The 15,995-nt window shown below is 65.1% G+C and carries 14 protein-coding genes and 1 tRNA gene; 11 read left to right on the top strand and 4 right to left on the bottom strand.

Going from position 1 to position 15,995, the window contains the following annotated elements; translation table 11 throughout:
- Window positions 1-83 precede the first annotated feature (83 nt).
- Window positions 84-917 (bottom strand): HAD family hydrolase, encoded by an 834-nt coding sequence (locus IEX78_RS18160; RefSeq protein WP_188830290.1) that lies wholly within the window; start codon window positions 915-917, stop codon window positions 84-86.
- Between the two features lie 385 nt (window positions 918-1,302).
- On the opposite strand from IEX78_RS18160, the gene ssd reads away from it, so the two are divergent.
- The 7 genes from ssd (at window position 1,303) to IEX78_RS18125 (ending at window position 6,048) form a co-directional block, all read left to right on the top strand.
- Window positions 1,303-2,409 carry a septum site-determining protein Ssd gene (ssd, locus tag IEX78_RS18155; RefSeq protein ID WP_188830150.1) on the top strand — a complete coding sequence of 369 codons (1,107 nt, stop codon included), beginning with the start codon at window positions 1,303-1,305 and terminating at the stop codon, window positions 2,407-2,409.
- On the top strand, window positions 2,406-3,587 hold the full coding sequence (locus tag IEX78_RS18150) for a TadA family conjugal transfer-associated ATPase (RefSeq protein WP_188830149.1): 1,182 nt from the start codon (window positions 2,406-2,408) through the stop codon (window positions 3,585-3,587). The genes ssd and IEX78_RS18150 overlap by 4 nt, the downstream gene beginning before the upstream one ends.
- 91 nt (window positions 3,588-3,678) lie before the next feature.
- Window positions 3,679-4,497 carry a type II secretion system F family protein gene (locus tag IEX78_RS24345; RefSeq protein ID WP_229684077.1) on the top strand — a complete coding sequence of 273 codons (819 nt, stop codon included), beginning with the start codon at window positions 3,679-3,681 and terminating at the stop codon, window positions 4,495-4,497.
- Window positions 4,494-5,120, top strand: coding sequence for a type II secretion system F family protein (locus IEX78_RS18140; RefSeq protein ID WP_188830148.1), 627 nt, complete (start codon window positions 4,494-4,496; stop codon window positions 5,118-5,120). Before IEX78_RS24345 ends, IEX78_RS18140 begins: the two co-directional genes overlap by 4 nt.
- Window positions 5,121-5,171: 51 nt before the next feature.
- On the top strand, window positions 5,172-5,357 hold the full coding sequence (locus IEX78_RS18135) for a DUF4244 domain-containing protein (protein WP_188830147.1): 186 nt from the start codon (window positions 5,172-5,174) through the stop codon (window positions 5,355-5,357).
- 53 nt (window positions 5,358-5,410) lie between these two features.
- A complete protein-coding gene (locus IEX78_RS18130) occupies window positions 5,411-5,689 on the top strand; it encodes a TadE family type IV pilus minor pilin (RefSeq protein ID WP_229684076.1) in 279 nt (92 codons plus the stop codon).
- Entirely contained in the window at window positions 5,686-6,048 is a 363-nt protein-coding gene (locus IEX78_RS18125; protein WP_229684075.1) for an Rv3654c family TadE-like protein, read from the top strand. Before IEX78_RS18130 ends, IEX78_RS18125 begins: the two co-directional genes overlap by 4 nt.
- Before the next feature lie 281 nt (window positions 6,049-6,329).
- Here the strand turns inward: IEX78_RS18125 and sftH are convergent, their stop codons facing one another.
- Complete coding sequence (gene sftH / locus IEX78_RS18120) at window positions 6,330-8,702, bottom strand: DEAD/DEAH box helicase (RefSeq protein ID WP_188830146.1); 2,373 nt, start codon at window positions 8,700-8,702, stop codon at window positions 6,330-6,332.
- A gap of 438 nt (window positions 8,703-9,140) precedes the next feature.
- On the opposite strand from sftH, the gene IEX78_RS18115 reads away from it, so the two are divergent.
- The 4 genes from IEX78_RS18115 (at window position 9,141) to IEX78_RS18100 (ending at window position 14,273) form a co-directional block, all read left to right on the top strand.
- Complete coding sequence (locus IEX78_RS18115; RefSeq protein WP_011206895.1) at window positions 9,141-9,347, top strand: cold-shock protein; 207 nt, start codon at window positions 9,141-9,143, stop codon at window positions 9,345-9,347.
- 189 nt (window positions 9,348-9,536) lie between these two features.
- A complete protein-coding gene (gene topA, locus IEX78_RS18110; RefSeq protein ID WP_444543791.1) occupies window positions 9,537-12,464 on the top strand; it encodes a type I DNA topoisomerase in 2,928 nt (975 codons plus the stop codon).
- A gap of 483 nt (window positions 12,465-12,947) precedes the next feature.
- Entirely contained in the window at window positions 12,948-14,141 is a 1,194-nt protein-coding gene (locus IEX78_RS18105; RefSeq protein WP_188830145.1) for a DNA polymerase III subunit delta', read from the top strand.
- Between the two features lie 59 nt (window positions 14,142-14,200).
- Window positions 14,201-14,273, top strand: a tRNA-Thr gene (locus IEX78_RS18100).
- Window positions 14,274-14,318: 45 nt separating this feature from the next.
- On the opposite strand, the gene fmdA is transcribed toward IEX78_RS18100, so the two are convergent.
- Together fmdA and IEX78_RS18090 are read right to left on the bottom strand one after the other, a co-directional pair.
- Entirely contained in the window at window positions 14,319-15,572 is a 1,254-nt protein-coding gene (fmdA, locus tag IEX78_RS18095; RefSeq protein WP_188830144.1) for a formamidase, read from the bottom strand.
- Window positions 15,573-15,591: 19 nt separating this feature from the next.
- Window positions 15,592-15,870 carry an FmdB family zinc ribbon protein gene (locus IEX78_RS18090; protein WP_188830143.1) on the bottom strand — a complete coding sequence of 93 codons (279 nt, stop codon included), beginning with the start codon at window positions 15,868-15,870 and terminating at the stop codon, window positions 15,592-15,594.
- Window positions 15,871-15,995 lie beyond the last annotated feature (125 nt).

Here is a 15,995-nt window from a genome sequence, read left to right as displayed (position 1 = left end):
GTCTTTGCCTTCCTGCCTTCCGTGCCTACATTCTTACATTGTGACTGCGCTCACAGCAAGGGCTAATTTGCTATTTACTGTGGTCAGCGGTGTTTACGCAGCAGTCGGTAGGTGAGTGCGCCCGCCGCGATCGCACTGAGGCCGACGGCGGCGGTTGCCGCGACAGTCGTCGTCGACGGCGTCTGGAACCGCGACCACAGCGAAACCGGATTGGAGAACGTGAGCACCGGCCACCCGTGGCTAGCCGCTTCTTTGCGAAGCCCGCGATCGGGATTCACCGCCGTTGGGTGCCCGACGGCCTCAAGCATTGGCAGGTCGGTGACCGAATCGGAGTAGGCGTAACAGGAAGCCAGGTCGTAGCCATGCTCGGCCGCGAGCTTCTCGATCGCGGCTACTTTCCCCTCGCCGTAGCAATAGAACTCGATCTCGCCGGTGTACTTGCCATCGGCGACCACCATCCGGGTCGCCGCGGTGTGCGACGCGCCAAGCGCGGCGGCGATCGGGCCGACAACCTCTTCGCCGGAAGCGGAAACGATCACCACGTCGTGGCCGCGAATCTTGTGGTCGGCGATCAGATCCGCCGCTTCGGCGTAGATGAGCGGGTCGACCAGTTCGTGCAAGGTCTCAGCCACAATCGCCCTGATCTGCTCCACATCCCAGCCCGCGCACATGTTCGCGAGGTTGGCGCGCATGCGTTCCATCTGGTCGTGGTCGGCACCTTGCAGCAGGAAAAGGAAGTGCGCGTAACTGCTTTCGAGCACGGCGCGGCGATTGAGCAGACCCTGGGCGTAGAAGGGTTTGCTGAACACGAACGCGCTCGACTTCGCGATCACGGTCTTGTCCAGATCGAAGAAGGCGGCCACGCGTCCGCCGCGAGGCCGTCGCGCACCACCGGCCGCGAGACTTGTGTCCGGCAAGGGAGTCTGGTCACGATCAGCGGTCACGACAACAGAATAGGCATGCGAACCACCGCGCGCAGTAGTCACGTGTTGCACACGTTGCAATGAGTTTGCCGCAGCGCTCCGCAAGCTCGATTTCAGTCGAAATCTAGTGATTCGGGCCTTGCGCCAGTAATAGGCAATGGGTGTAGTATTGCTGGCACCTGGACTTGTTCCAGGCGCGCTCAGCCCGACCCCCCGGGGCTGAGCCCGACGGCCCCAGCCTCCTCCCCCCCGGCTGGGGCCGTCCTCTATTTCCAGCCAGGTCTGGTTCTGGAACACGAGATATCCACAGTTGCGAAAGTTATCCACATTCGCGAAGTTGGTCCGTTGACCAGCGCGAATCTCGGTCACGCTAGTTGGCATGAACCCATCTGCGGTGGTGCTAGTGCTCATCAGCGACGAACGGCTGCGCGCCGAAGTGCGTCGCGTCGCAGCCGCTGCCGAGCGCATCCCCGATGAACGTGTCGCGCCGGTTGGTCGGCACGCGTGGGCCTCGGCCGGGTTGGTTGTGCTCGACCAATCGGCCGCGCTCGCCGTCGCCGCTGGCGGGCTACCGCGCAGGGCCGGGGTCGTGTTGGTTACCGAAGGCGAACCGACGGTCGACGCTTGGCAGGCGGCAACGGCCGTTGGCGCTGAGCGGGTTGTCGCGTTGCCAGCCCACGCTGTCGCGCTCATCGAGCAGTTCGCGGTGCACGCGGAAGCGCGGCGTGGCGATGGTGCGGTTATCGCGATCGCGAGTGCGGGCGGCGGGGCCGGCGCGTCCACGTTGGCTGCGGCTACCGCGTTGCGCGGCGCGGCGTTGCGGTGTCGGCCGGAGACGTTGCTTGTTGATGGGGCACCGATGAGCGGCGGGATCGACCTGGTGCTCGGTGCGGAAGGTGTTGCGGGGTTGCGATGGCCGGACTTGGTGATTCAAGACGGGCGGGTTTCGGCAGCTTCGCTACATAAGGCATTGCCTGCGGTAGGGGAGGGGTTGTCGGTGCTGTCCTGTGGGAGGTTGAGTTCCAGCGAAGCGCCTGGTCGGGATGCGCCAAGTTCGAAGGTGGGGGAGCTGTCGCCTGCCGCCGTTCGTGCCGTTATCGAATCAGGAAGAACCGCAGGCGATCTCGTCGTCTGCGACGTGTCAGCGGAACGAACGCCAGCGGCCGACGTCATGCTCGACTTGGCAGACCTCGTCGTGCTCGTTGTGCCCGCCCGCCTACGTTCCATCGCGGCTGCCGAACTTTGCGCGGCGCACTTGGGTGCGCGAAACCCTAACCGTGGCTTGATAGTTCGCGGGCCTGCGCCGGGTGGGTTGAAAGGTACCGAGGTCGCCGCTGTCTTAGGGCTGCCGTTGCTCGCCGCGGTGCGTGGTCAGGCCGGGTTGGCCGCGCGCCTTGAACGCGGCGGTGTCAGTGTCCGGCGCGGTGGCCCGTTGCGTGATGCCGCCGACGCCGTTCTCACGATGATCGGAGGGGAATCAGCATGACTTTGCTCCTTACTCCCGACTTGCTCGACCGGGTACGCGAACGACTCGCGAACCAGGCGGGCGAGCCCGACCCAGCGCAACTGGCCGACGCGATTCGGGCGGAAGCGGGAGGTGTCCTCGCCGACACCGACCTGCTGCGAGCCCTGCGCACGCTGCAAACTGAGATGACCGGGGCGGGGATTTTGGAACCGCTTCTGCACGATCCGAATGTCGCGGATGTGCTGGTCACCGCGCCGGATTCCGTGTGGGTCGATCGAGGTCACGGGTTGGAACGCACCGACGTCGAATTTGCCGACGAGGCCGCAGTGCGACGGTTGGCTCAGCGGCTCGCATTAGCGGCTGGCCGCCGCCTCGACGACGCGCAGCCGTGGGTCGACGGCAAGCTCACCGGCACCGAAGCCGCGTTGGGCGCGTCGTTTGGGGTTCGACTGCACGCGGTTCTCGCACCTGTCGCGCACGACGGGACGTGCCTGTCGCTTCGCGTATTGCGCCCAGCCACACAGGGATTGGACGCGCTCACCGCTGTCGGGTCATTAACGCCGAGCGCGCGGCGGCTGCTCGCGGACATCGTTCGCGCGCGTCTCGCCTTTCTTGTGGTCGGCGGCACGGGCACCGGAAAAACCACCCTGCTTTCCGCGCTACTCGCGGCGGTCGACCCAGCCGAACGCATCGTGTGCGTCGAAGACGCGGCCGAGCTCGCTCCGGTACATCCGCACGTCGTTCGGTTGGTCGCTCGGCCCGCCAATGTTGAGGGCGTTGGTGAGGTCACCGTGCGCGACCTGGTGCGACAGTCACTGCGCATGCGCCCCGACCGCATCGTCGTCGGCGAGGTTCGCGGGGCAGAAGTCGTTGACCTGCTCACCGCTCTCAACACCGGACACGACGGTGGTGCGGGCACCGTGCACGCCAATTCACCTCAGGAAGTACCCGCTCGTCTCGAAGCGCTTGCCGCGCTCGGCGGCATGGACCGGGCCGCACTGCACAGTCAGCTGGCGGCGGCGGTGCAAGTGGTGCTGCACGTGCATCGTCGGGCAGACGGCTCGCGAGGGCTGTGTGAGATCGGGGTGTTGCAGCGATCGGAGACTGGTATCCAAATCGTGGCTGCCTGGCGCGCGGATGGCGAAGTCGCTCCTGCCGCAATGGAATTGGCGCGGGTGCTGCGAAATCGTTCTGGTTGATTCGGTCACCGATTGTGAACCGTTGCGCGGTAACCAGGACGGCGATTGGGCCGGTGCGTTCGCGCACATTGCTTTTCGATCGAATTCATAAGTGCGACAACGAAAATGGGGTGGGATTGTGGTTTTCGGACTTATCTGCGCTGCTGTTGCCGCGTTGCTTTTGCCGGTTTCGGTCGCGCGACGTCGCTTCATCAAGATCTTTCGACCCAGCGGTCAGAGTGCGGCTGTCGGGGTGCGGCCGCTCGCCGTCGGCGGCGGGCTCGCGGTGCTGGTCACCGCCCTAGTGTTGGGGATAGGCACGGGCATCGCCGCAGTTGTGCTCGGTGCGACCGTCCTGGTCCGGCATCGGCGCGGTCGCGCTGACCGGGAGCGGAAGCGCGCGTGCGGGCAGCTCATGACCGGGCTCGACGTGGTCGTCGGGGAGTTGCGGGTTGGCGCGCACCCGAGCGCCGCCGCCGAAGTCGCCGCGCGGGAGGCCGATGGCGATGCCGCGCACGCGCTCGCGGTAAGCGCGGCGCGTAGTCGACTTGGTGGATCGGGCGCTGACGGTATCGAGCTACCGGATTCCGTTGTGAGCGAAGAACTTTCGCGCATCGCGGCAGCATGGCGAGTTGCGGAGCGGCACGGCCTCGCCCTTGCCGAACTACTCTCGGCGGCGCGCATTGATCTCCTGGGCCGCATTCGATTCCGCGACCGCACTGAGGCCGCGCTCGCTGGCCCGCGCGCCTCGGCGACCGTGCTCGCGATCTTGCCGCTCATCGGCATCGGACTCGGTCAGCTGATGGGCGCGGCGCCGCTCGCGGTGCTGTTCGCGTCTGGTGCAGGCCAGCTGTTGCTACCAATCGGTGCGACGCTGGCGTGCTGTGGACTGCTGTGGACGGATGTCATCACCCGTCGGGTCACCGCATGAAGCCGCCGTCGCTCGACAGTCTCACCCCGCTCACCGTGGCGTTGCTTGTCGCAGCGCTCCTGCTGTTCCCTGCTCGGGTTGAGCTGCGCAGACGGATGCGACTGTTCGCGCGAACCGACACTGCCGCGCGAACCGACGCGGATGAGCGTGTCGACCCGCTTGCCGCCGCGTCAACGTTCGACCTGCTCGCCGCCTGTCTACGGGCGGGCCTCCCGATGGCATCGGCCGCGAACGCGTGTGCGGCTTCGGCGCCTGGGCCGTTGAGTGTCGCGCTAACCAGAGCAGCCGACCTGCTTGCGCTCGGCGCGGATGGCGTCGATGCGTGGGACAGCGCGGCGGCGGGCGCGGTCGGTGGGGCCGGTGCCGATGAGATCGAGGCGCTCGCGCGGATGGCACGTAGGTCGGCGCGGTCGGGCGCTTCGCTCGCCGAAGCGGTCGCCGAGCTTGCCGCGACCAGGCGTGATGCGGTCGAAGACGCCGCCGTCGCGCGTGCGGAGCGCGCGGGCGTGCTGATCGGCGGCCCACTCGGCCTCTGCTTTCTACCCGCGTTCGTGTGTCTGGGCATCGTCCCAGTTGTCATCGGCTTGGCCGACCACGTCCTTGGCGACGGAGGTCTGCTGTGAAAACGCGACGTGGGACCACCGCGTCGAACCAGAGAAGAGGGGAAACCAATCATGTTCAGCGCATTCAAGATTCAGCGATTTCTGGCCGACGACGACGGGATGTCGACAGCCGAGTACGCGATCGGCACGATCGCCGCGGCTGCCTTTGGCGCGGTGCTCTATGGCGTCGTTACTGGCGACAGCATCGTCAACGCGCTCACGCAGATCATCGACAAGGCGCTCAATACCAGCGTCTGACCAGCGACGTTGGCGCGGTCACGGTCGAGGCAGCCATCGCACTCACCGCGCTCGTGATCGCGATCGCGCTGTGTATTGGGGCGTTGCTCGCCGCGTCGACTCAGGTGCGCTGCGTCGACGCGGCCCGCGAAGCCGCGCGTCTCACCGCACGTGGCGACAACGCTCGCGCGGTGTCAGCGGCGAAGGGAGTCGCGCCGCCGGGAGCGATGATCGAGGTCGGCGTGGTTGGCGACAGCGCTCGGGCAACGGTCACGGCCACCACCGCGCTGCTCCCGGGCCTGCGTCTCCGCGCGACGGCGTCGGCGGTGCTTGAGCCGGGGGTTGGATCGTGACGCGCTGGGACAACGACACCGGGTCCGCGACCGTCTTCGCCTGCCTTGCTCTCGCGGCGCTCATCGCGCTGACCTTGCTTGTCTCGCAGGTTGGGGCAGGCGTAGTCGCTCGGCATCGCGCCCAAAGTGCCGCCGACCTCGCCGCACTCAGCGCGGCGGCCGTGCTCGTCGACGGGGCCGACGCCGCGTGCGCCAAGGCCGAGGCCATCGCGCGGGAAGCTGGTGCCCGTGTCGTGGAATGCGTTGTCGCTGACTGGGATGTGCGAATCAACGTGACTGCCAACGTAACTCTGGGGGTATTTGGCGCGCGGCTAATAGCGGCGGCCGCACGGGCTGGACCAGTTGATGAGACAGCGTGACACGGAAGAACTAACACTGGAGCGGGTTAGTTTCAAACCGAACAGTATTCCGAATTCAATAGGCGGTGTTTATTGACTAATTAATGCGCGTATTTAGCAATGCCGACGAAATAGCAAACGTCAATAGAAAGCGGGTGGTAATAGCCAACTGAAACGCAATAGTTAACAGAAGGTTCTGTCCTTTTTATTCAATCGAGACGGTGCGCCCGATGGAGTTAGTCCTGCTCAGAGTTAATTCGGACAAGTGACCAGGAATTCGCTCGCGCAACCCTTCAGGCAACCTACCCGCGATCACTTGCACGCGATAGCTCAGCAAGCACGGCCGTCAGCAGTCGGACGGCAGCGAGCTTGTCTAGCGGGTTGTTGCCGTTGCCGCACTTGGGCGACTGCACGCACGACGGGCACCCATCGACACACGCGCACGAGTCGATCACGCTCAACGTTGCCGATAACCAGGTGGTGAGCTGGGCGTATCCGCGCTCGGCGAAGCCAGCGCCGCCCGGTTGACCGTCGTAGACGAACACGGTCGGCAGCCCGGTGTCGGGGTGCTCGGCGATGGAGACGCCGCCGATATCCCATCGGTCGCAGCCCGCGACCAGCGGCAAAATGCCGATTGCCGCGTGTTCAGCGGCGTGTAGCGCGCCCGGCAGCTGCTCTTCGGTGATGTTGGCGGCGTCCAGCAGCGTGGGCGTCACCGTATAAAGGACGGCCTTTGTATGCAGCGTGTGGGCGGGCAGGTCGAGTTCGACCTGGTCGAGCACCTCGCCCGTCACCAGCGTGCGCAGGTACCCGATCACCTGGTTCGTGACTGCGACCTGGGCGAATGCGACGGAAACGTGCCCGTGATCGCGCTCTTCGATGGGCGCGGTGACTTGAATGGAGGTGATGCTTCGAGCGGAAGTGGTGAACCCAGGATCGACCGCGGTCACGAATGCGACCCCGCCTTCGATGTCGAGTTCCTCAACTAGGTACGTCTCGCCTCGGTGCAGGTGAACGGCACCGTCGTGCAGGGTTGCCGGTGCCCGGCCAGCGTCGGCGGTGCCGAGCAGACGGCCAGTTTGGGCGTCGACAATCGCGACGGGCGCACCGATGCCGCCTCGAACGTCGACGCCGCCGTGCGGGTGGGTGTGGTCGGTGTAGTACCAGCGAGCCGTCCGTCCGTTCGCGCCGCCTCTACGCCGCACCAAACCTTCTTTGGCCAGGTCAGCGAGCACTTCCTCGGCTCGTAGCGCGGCTACCTCGGCCTCAGTGAGCGGTAGTTCGGCCGCTGCGCACAGCAGTTGAGGACCGAGGACGTACGGGTTGTGCGGGTCGGTGATCGTGGCTTCGACGGGTCGGTCGAGCAGAGCTTCGGGGTGGTTGACCAGGTAGGAGTCGAGTGGATCGTCGGTGGCGACGAGGACAACAAGCGAGCCTTGACGGCGTCGTCCGGCCCGGCCCGCCTGCTGCCAAAACGAAGCGACCGTGCCCGGGAAACCGGCGATCACTACCGCGTCGAGCCCGGCGATGTCGACGCCGAGTTCGAGCGCGTTCGTGCTCGCGACGCCGAGCAGGCTGCCGTCCGACAGCGCCGATTCCAGCTCGCGACGGTCTTCGGCGAGGTACCCCGCGCGATAGGCGGCGACCTTTTCGACCTGGTCAGGGCTTGTTTCGGCGAGCAAACGACGGGATTCGAGCGCGATCAGCTCGGCACCACGGCGTGACCGCACGAACGTGAGCGTGCGCGCGCCCTCGTCGACAAGCGACGCCATGATCTTGCTCGCCTCGCTTGTCGCGGTACGTCGAACCGGGATGCCAGACGCCGCCGTAGTTAGGGGCGGTTCCCACAGCGCGACGGTGCGTGCCCCGCGTGGCGCGCCGTCGTGCGTGACCGCGTACACCGGCGCCCCGATCAGTCGACTCGCCGCCGCGCCCGGGTCGGCGTTGGTCGCCGAGCAGAAGATGAACACCGGATCAGCCCCGTAAAACGCCGCTAATCGCCGCAATCTTCGCAAAACGAGCGCGACGTGCGAACCGAAGACGCCCCGGTAGGAGTGGCATTCGTCGACGATCACGTACCGAAGCCCACGCAGCACGCGTGCCCAGCGCGCGTGGGAGCCAAGGATGCCCAAATGCAGCATGTCGGGGTTGGTGAAAACCCATCGCGCGTTCGCACGCACCCACTGCCTGACCTCGGCAGGAGTGTCGCCGTCGTAGCTCGCTGGGTGGGCGTCGCGCAGCGTGGTGTCGTGAATCAGCCTGCTCACGGTACGTAATTGGTCGGCGCCGAGCGCTTTGGTCGGCGAGAGGTAAAGCGCGGTCGCGCGTGGGTCGTCGTGCAGCGCGGCAAGGGCAGGCATGAGGTAGCCAAGTGACTTGCCGGACGCGGTTCCGGTGCTCACGACCACGTGTTCGCCGCTTGCCGCGCGCTCAGCCGTCTCGGTCTGATGGCTCCACGGTTGCGCGATCCCCTCGGCTTGCAACGCGCTGACCAGCTCAAATGGCACCCACGACGGCCACTGAGTCGACTGCGCGGCCTGCGCTGGCAGGTCGACGACATGCGTCAGTGACCTGCCGCCAGCGGCCGTATCAGCGAGGACACGATTCAGCAACGATCGCCCGTAGCTGAGGCCGCCCACAGCCGCTGCCGCAGTCGTCCGGTCTGTCGGATTCATCCGTCGGTGCCCTCTCGCGACACGAAAAGTGTGAAATGTGTGTGTGTCCCAGGCGCTACCTGGGTTTTCGTTCCCCCATGGCGATCTGGGTCACAGCAGGTTTGCTGGATGCTCACCAGGTTATTTTGAAGCAAACAGACTGAAAGTCTGGATTTGCCCATTGTGTCCCTTACCTGCGCATTCGCAAGATCACGAATTTTGCAAATACTCGGTAACTCGACTGTTGAATTGCTCGTGGACATGGTTCACTTGGTCTCGGTCGCAAGCTTCTGTGTTCGAGGGACGGATTCAAAGTCCAAACCATCAGCAGGATCGATGTTGCGAACGCTGTGCCGGTGCTTTCCTCGCAGGGGGAGGAACCAACACTACAGCGCTCGGAACGGACCCGGTGGACGAACCCAGTTGTCCGCCGTTCCGGTAGAAAGAGAAGGAACGAGAATGGCACAGGGAACTGTGAAGTGGTTCAACGCGGAAAAGGGCTTTGGGTTCATTGCTCCCGAAGATGGCTCCGCTGACGTCTTCGTCCACTACTCCGAGATCCAGGGTTCGGGCTTCCGTACTCTCGAAGAGAACCAGAAGGTCGAGTTCGAGGTCGGCCAGGGCACCAAGGGCCCGCAGGCCACCGGCGTTCGCGCGCTCTCCTGAGCTGCGAAACGAATCAACGCCCGTCCCTCACCTCCGCTGGAGGTGGGGGACGAGCCGTTTGTGGGTAGAATGCGCGGTCTGGCTGGGGGATAAAACCGCGACGCCAACTGCCGCGCAGACACCTACCCAGGTCGTCAGGGTATAAACGTCACTGGTGGCGAAGTCCCGCAAGAAGGAAGGTGTTCGCCAGTGGCAACACGAGACCGCAGTTCAGCCGACCAGGGCCGACCCCTGCGTCGTCTCGTGATCGTCGAATCTCCGACAAAGGCCCGCAAGATCGGCCCAATGCTCGGTCGCGATTACACCGTTGAGGCATCCGTTGGTCATATCCGCGACCTTCCGCGCGGCGCTGCCGACGTGCCAGCCAAGTACAAGGGTCAGCCGTGGGCGCGGCTCGGCGTCGATGTCGATCATGACTTCGAGCCGATCTATGTCATCAGCCCCGATAAGAAGGCCAAGGTTTCCGAGCTCAAGAGCTTGTTGGCCGACGCCGACGAACTTCTGCTCGCCACCGACCCCGACCGCGAGGGCGAGGCCATCGCATGGCACCTGCTTGAGACGCTCAAGCCCAAGGTTCCGGTGCGGCGCATGGTTTTTCACGAAATCACCGAGGCCGCGATTCGCGCCGCCGCGATCGACACTCGTGAACTCGACACCGATCTAGTCGACGCGCAGGAAACTCGTCGCATCCTCGATCGCCTTTACGGCTACGAGGTCAGCCCGGTGCTGTGGAAGAAAGTCATGCCGCGGCTGTCGGCTGGTCGCGTGCAGTCAGTCGCGACGCGCGTCATCGTCCAGCGCGAACGCGAGCGCATGGCGTTCCGGTCGGCCGAGTACTGGGACATTGCCGCCAAGCTCGACGCGGGCATTGCCGAAGGCGACGACACGGGCAACCCGCGCACGTTCGGCGCGCGATTGGTGCAGGTCGCGGGCAATCGGGTGGCATCTGGTCGTGATTTCGGTTCCGACGGCCAGCTCAAGACGGCAACCGGCGTTGTCGTGCTCGACGAGACCTACGCGCGTTCGCTCGCGATGGCGCTCGAAAACGCCGCGCTTGAGGTCACCTCGGCCGAAGCTAAGCCCTACACGCGCAAGCCGTATCCGCCGTTTATGACGTCGTCGTTGCAGCAGGAAGCGGGCCGCAAGCTGCGGTTTAGCTCCGAGCGCACGATGCGCGTCGCGCAGCGGCTCTACGAAAACGGCCACATCACCTACATGCGAACCGACTCGACCACGTTGTCGGAGTCGGCCATCGCCGCCGCGCGTGCGCAGGCAACGCAGCTTTACGGAGCGGAATACGTTTCGCCGACGCCGCGTCAGTACAACCGCAAGGTCAAGAACGCGCAGGAGGCACACGAGGCTATCCGCCCGTCGGGTGACACGTTCATGACTCCCGGCCAGCTCGCGTCCAAGGTCGACCAGGACGAGTTCCGCCTATACGAGATGATCTGGCAGCGCACGGTCGCGTCGCAGATGGTCGACGCGCGCGGAACCACCCTCACGCTGCGCATCACCGGCACGGCCACCTCGGGTGAGGAGTGCGTTTTCTCGTCGTCAGGTCGCACGCTCACCTTCCCCGGCTTCCTCAAGGCGTATGTCGAGAGTGTCGACGAGGAGGCGGGCGGTCAGTCCGACGACGCCGAATCGCGTCTGCCCGCGTTGGAAGAGGGTCAGCGCGTCACCGCTGTCGAGCTCAATCCCGACGGCCACAGCACCAATCCGCCCGCCCGATACACCGAAGCGTCGCTGATTAAGACGTTGGAAGACTTGGGAATTGGTCGCCCGTCGACGTACGCGTCGATCATCAAGACCATCCTCGATCGCGGCTACGTCTACAAGCGCGGCAGTGCGCTCGCGCCCGCGTGGGTCGCGTTCGCGGTCGTAGGGTTGCTTGAGGCGTACTTCGGTCGACTCGTCGATTTCGACTTCACCGCCGCGATGGAAGACGACCTCGACGCGATCGCTGGTGGTCGCGAACAACGCGGAAACTGGCTGTCCTCCTTCTACTTTGGTGGCGATCACGGCGCAGAGGGGTCGGTCGCGCGGTCGGGCGGACTCAAGAAGATGGTGTCGCTGCAACTCGACGACATCGACGCGCGCGAAGTGAACTCGATCAAGATGTTCGTCGACGACGAAGGTCGCGACGTCGTGGTTCGCGTTGGCCGCTTCGGTCCTTATTTGGAGCGCATGGTCGTCAATCCTGATGATCCAGAAGGCGATCTGGTTTCGCAGCGCGCGAACTTGCCTGACGATCTACCGCCCGATGAGCTCACCCCCGAGGTCGCGGAGAAGCTGTTCTCCACGCCGCAAGAGGGTCGCGTGCTTGGTATCGATCCGGTCAGCGGCCACGAAATCGTCGCTAAGGAAGGACGTTTCGGCCCGTACGTCACCGAGATTCTGCCCGCGCCGCCCGAGCCTGAGGCTGGCGCCGCGCCTGCGAAGAAGGTGAAGAAGGCCGACGAGCCGAAGCCGCGAACGGGTTCGCTTTTCAAGTCGATGGACCTGGCTTCGATCACGCTCGACGACGCGTTGTTGCTGCTTTCGCTGCCGCGCGTTGTCGGTACCGACCCCACGTCGGGCGACGAGATCACCGCCCAAAATGGCAGGTACGGGCCGTATTTGAAGAAGGGCACCGACTCGCGGTCGCTGCTCAACGAAGACCAACTGTTCACGGTCACGCTTGAGGAAGCGCTCAAGATTTACGCCGAACCGAAGCGGCGTGGACGTCAGGCCGCGGCCACCGCTCCGCTGCGCGAGCTCGGCAACGACAGTGCGACGGATAAGCCAATGGTGATCAAGGACGGTCGATTTGGGCCGTACGTCACCGATGGCGAGACCAACGCGAGCCTCCGCAAGGGCGACGAGGTCGAAACGATCACCGACGAGCGAGCTTCGGAGTTGCTCGCGGACCGTCGCGCGCGCGGTCCGGTGAAGAAGGCGGCCAAGAAGTCGGCGGCGAAGAAGGCGCCTGCGAAGAAGACGGCTAAGGCTGCGGCGACCAAGACCGCTGCTGCGAAGAAGGCGCCCGCGAAGAAGGCTGCGGCGAAGAAGACGGCCGCGAAGAAAGCGCCTGCCAAGAAGGCTCCTGCGAAGAAAGCCGCGCCGGACGCTGAGTGATCGCATCACTCGGGCCTGATGCGGATTCCGTATCAAATCCTTCCCGAGCCGGTTGTTCTTCCGGTACGATGGGCCTTGCTGAGCGGGTTGGACGCCGCGGACACGACGCCCAACCCTGATGGACACCTAGCTAGCCCGTCGAACTCGGCTGACCAGGAACAACGCCCCGGCGATCATGGTTGCTGCTCCTAACAGCATTCCGAAATCGACCGGGGCATTTCTTTTGCTCCGGCGGTGTTTCGCCATGTCCATCACCTCCCTTCTCGGCGCAGTACGGCGACCAGGTCCCGCACTGCCCCTGAGCTGGAGGTATGGTCAGCATAGCTGAGCCCTATGACGAAACGTCAAGTCGCACAATGGATTTCCACACGCCGGGTGTGACTCGCCGTTGTCGCGCTGGACGAGCACCCATCAGGCGGTCGCGAGAGCCTGATGATCAGCGGCTCGCCGACCGTGTCGGTGCCCGCGACTAGGGTGTATCCCGTGCCAGGTGTCTTTGACCAACTCGTCGGCCAGGAAGTGGTCGAGACCGAGCTCACCGCTGCCGCCACCGCGGCGCGCGCGGGCGACGTCACCGGGGCGATGACGCATTCGTGGCTCTTCACCGGGCCGCCCGGATCGGGGCGTTCCACCGCCGCGCTCGCGTTTGCCGCAGCATTGCAGTGCACGCACCCTGACATTGTCGGGTGCGGCGAATGTCATGCTTGCACAACAACTTTGGCGGGTACGCATGGCGACGTGCGACGCGTTGTGCCCGAGGGGCTAAGTATCAGCACCAAGGAAATGCGCGCGATCGTCCAGGTCGCTTCGCGTCGGCCGAGCACCGGGCGTTGGCAGGTTGTCGTTGTCGAAGACGCCGACCGACTCACCGAAGCAGCGGGCAACGTACTACTCAAGGTCGTCGAAGAGCCGCCGGATCGCACGGTTTTTCTGCTCTGCGCGCCGTCGGTTGACCCCGAGGACATCTCCGTCACGCTGCGTTCGCGCTGTCGCCACGTCCACCTCGTCACGCCGTCGGTGCCCGCGATCGCGCAGGTGTTGCGCGAGCACGATCATCTCGACGCAAAAACCGCCGACTGGGCGGCGTCGATCAGTGGCGGCCACGTGGGTCGGGCGCGGCGGTTGGCCACCGACGAGGACGCGCGCACGCGCCGAAAGCGGGCACTCGCGCTTGTCGCGGCGACCGCCAATCCCGGCGCTGCGTACGCCGCCGCTGACGAGTTGGTGAAGTCGGCCGACGACGAAGCCAAGTCGATGAGCGCCGAACGCGACGACCGCGAACGCGACGAGCTGGCCACCGCCCTCGGCGCGGGCGGCACGGGCAAGGGCGCCGCGTCGGCGACGCGCGGTTCGGCTGGCGTGTTGAAGGACTTGGAAAAGCGCCAAAAGTCCCGCGCGACACGCACCGGCCGCGACTCGCTCGACCGTGCCCTCATCGACGTTGCCGGGATGTACCGCGACGCGCTCGCCGTCCGCTTCGCAGGTAGGCAAGTCGCCTTGACGCACCCCGACATGGCGACCGAGATCGCAACGCTGGCCAAGGAGGTGCGCCCCGAGGGCCTACTCCGCAGCATCGATGCCGTCCTCGCGTGCCGCGACGCCCTCGATCGCAACGTCAAACCCCGCTTCGCGGTGGCCGCGATGGTCGCCGAAATGATCGCCGCCCGCACCCTCTGACCACCCGTTTTCACAAATCCCCCATACACGCGATAGACTCGCGTCGCCTGAAAAGGCACGCCGCCTTAGCTCAGTCGGTAGAGCGCTTCACTCGTAATGAAAAGGTCGCGAGTTCGATTCTCGCAGGCGGCTCAGAAAAGCCCGTCACCTGGGATGCCAGGTGACGGGCTTAACGACCTAACGGCTAGCGCGTGGGGCGCCCGGGCCCGGGTCGATTTGGACGGGGCCCGCGCCCGTCGGCACTATCGGGAAGTCGAAAATCGCCGTCGGTAAGTACACCGTCGCGCACGAGTTCGGGATGTCGACAACACCCGAGAAGCGGCCTTCTATTGGGGCCGCGCCAAGCAGCAGGTACGCCTGTTCCGGGCTGTAGCCGAACTTCGTCAGGTAGTCGATGGCGTGCAAGCACGCGCGTTCGAATGACAGCTGTGAATCCAGGTAGCGCTGCTCGCCCGACAACGTGACCGACGTGCCCGAAAAGGCAAGGTACTCCGTGTAATTCGGGCCCTCGTTGCCTGGCATGAAGATCGCGTTTTCGGAGACGCCGTAGAGTTCCATGCCGTTCTTGATCAGGTCAACGCGCAGGTCGATGAAGCCGCCCATCTCGATGGCGCCGCAGAAGGTGATCTCGCCGTCGCCCTGGGAGAAGTGCAGGTCGCCGACCGACAGTTTGGCACCGTCAACGAAAACCGGGTAGAAGACGCGACTTCCTCGCGTGAGGTTCTTAATGTCCTGGTTGCCGCCGTTTTCGCGTGGTGGGGCGGTGCGGGCGGCCTCGGCTGCTGCCTTGTCGAACGCGGCACCGGTGAGCGAACCGAGGATCGCATCGGTCGGTTCAGGGGGAAGCGCAAGCGGGGGGACGCGGTGCGGATCGGTCGCGATGAGCGCGCCTTCACGAGCGTTCCACTTCGACAGCAGCGCGGCAGACGGGGCGGTGCCCATCAAGCCAGGGTGCATGATGCCGGTGAACTTCACACCGGGGATATGGCGCGACGTGGTGGTGTGGCCGGAGAAATCCCAGATGGCCTTGTACGCGTCAGGGAAGTGCTCGGTGAGGAAGCCGCCGCCGTTGTCGGTGGCGAAGATGCCGGTGTAACCCCAGCCCTGGCCTGCGAGCGGGCCCGAGTCTTCCTGCGGGATCGGACCGATGTCGAGGATGTCGACGATCAGCAGGTCGCCGGGTTGCGCGCCTGCAACGGCGAAGGGGCCCGACAGACAGTGCACGGTGCTGAGCGGGGCGTTGAGGACGTCTTCGGCTGAGTCGTCGTTCACGATCGCGCCGTCGAACCACTCGCGCACGTGGACGCGGAATTCGTCGCCAGGCCGCACGGTGACCGGGGCGGGGATGTCGGGGTGCCAGCGATTGTGGCCGACATGGGTTTGCTCGGTGAATTTCTTCGTCGAGTCGAGGGGGAAGAGCAGTTCTGGCATCGTCGCGATTCCTTCGTGGTCAGGGGCGGGGAAGCTTGCGGTGCAACGGGTTTCGCGTGACGGGTGCGCCACCTCGCCCGATTGGTGCGCCGACGACGGCGGGTTCGCTCGCGGTGCGCGTTGTCGCTTCGATCAGGCGAGCTGCTTGCGAACCGGTGTTGAGCAGTCCGGCGACGGCGAATCCGCGCCTACTCGGTGCTTCGCACGCGGGGCATTCCACTGCGGCGGGGACCGTGCTCATCGAGAAGCTCTGGTCGAAGCCACCGCAGTCGACGCAGCTGAATCGGTAGAGAGGCATGGGCACCAATTGCTTTCAGTTGAACATATTCCGTCTGACCACGAGCAAAACGGCAGCCGATTTCGCCGCTCTTTCCGCCGTGTGACGTTCATATTGCCGTATCGGGCGATCGTATCCCGCTGATT

It is taken from the genome of Nocardia camponoti, from assembly GCF_014646135.1.
Lineage (GTDB): Bacteria > Actinomycetota > Actinomycetes > Mycobacteriales > Mycobacteriaceae > Nocardia > Nocardia camponoti.
This window is presented reverse-complemented; position numbering and strand designations above follow the sequence as displayed.

Bases quoted from the DNA above. Each gene is read 5' to 3' on its own strand.
- IEX78_RS18090 (WP_188830143.1), bottom strand. From the start codon at position 15,870: ATGCCTCTCTACCGATTCAGCTGCGTCGACTGCGGTGGCTTCGACCAG.
- IEX78_RS18135 (WP_188830147.1), top strand. From the start codon at position 5,172: ATGTTCAGCGCATTCAAGATTCAGCGATTTCTGGCCGACGACGACGGG.
- IEX78_RS18150 (WP_188830149.1), top strand. From the start codon at position 2,406: ATGACTTTGCTCCTTACTCCCGACTTGCTCGACCGGGTACGCGAACGA.
- IEX78_RS18115 (WP_011206895.1), top strand. From the start codon at position 9,141: ATGGCACAGGGAACTGTGAAGTGGTTCAACGCGGAAAAGGGCTTTGGG.
- IEX78_RS18140 (WP_188830148.1), top strand. From the start codon at position 4,494: ATGAAGCCGCCGTCGCTCGACAGTCTCACCCCGCTCACCGTGGCGTTG.
- sftH (WP_188830146.1), bottom strand. From the start codon at position 8,702: ATGAATCCGACAGACCGGACGACTGCGGCAGCGGCTGTGGGCGGCCTC.
- fmdA (WP_188830144.1), bottom strand. From the start codon at position 15,572: ATGCCAGAACTGCTCTTCCCCCTCGACTCGACGAAGAAATTCACCGAG.
- ssd (WP_188830150.1), top strand. From the start codon at position 1,303: ATGAACCCATCTGCGGTGGTGCTAGTGCTCATCAGCGACGAACGGCTG.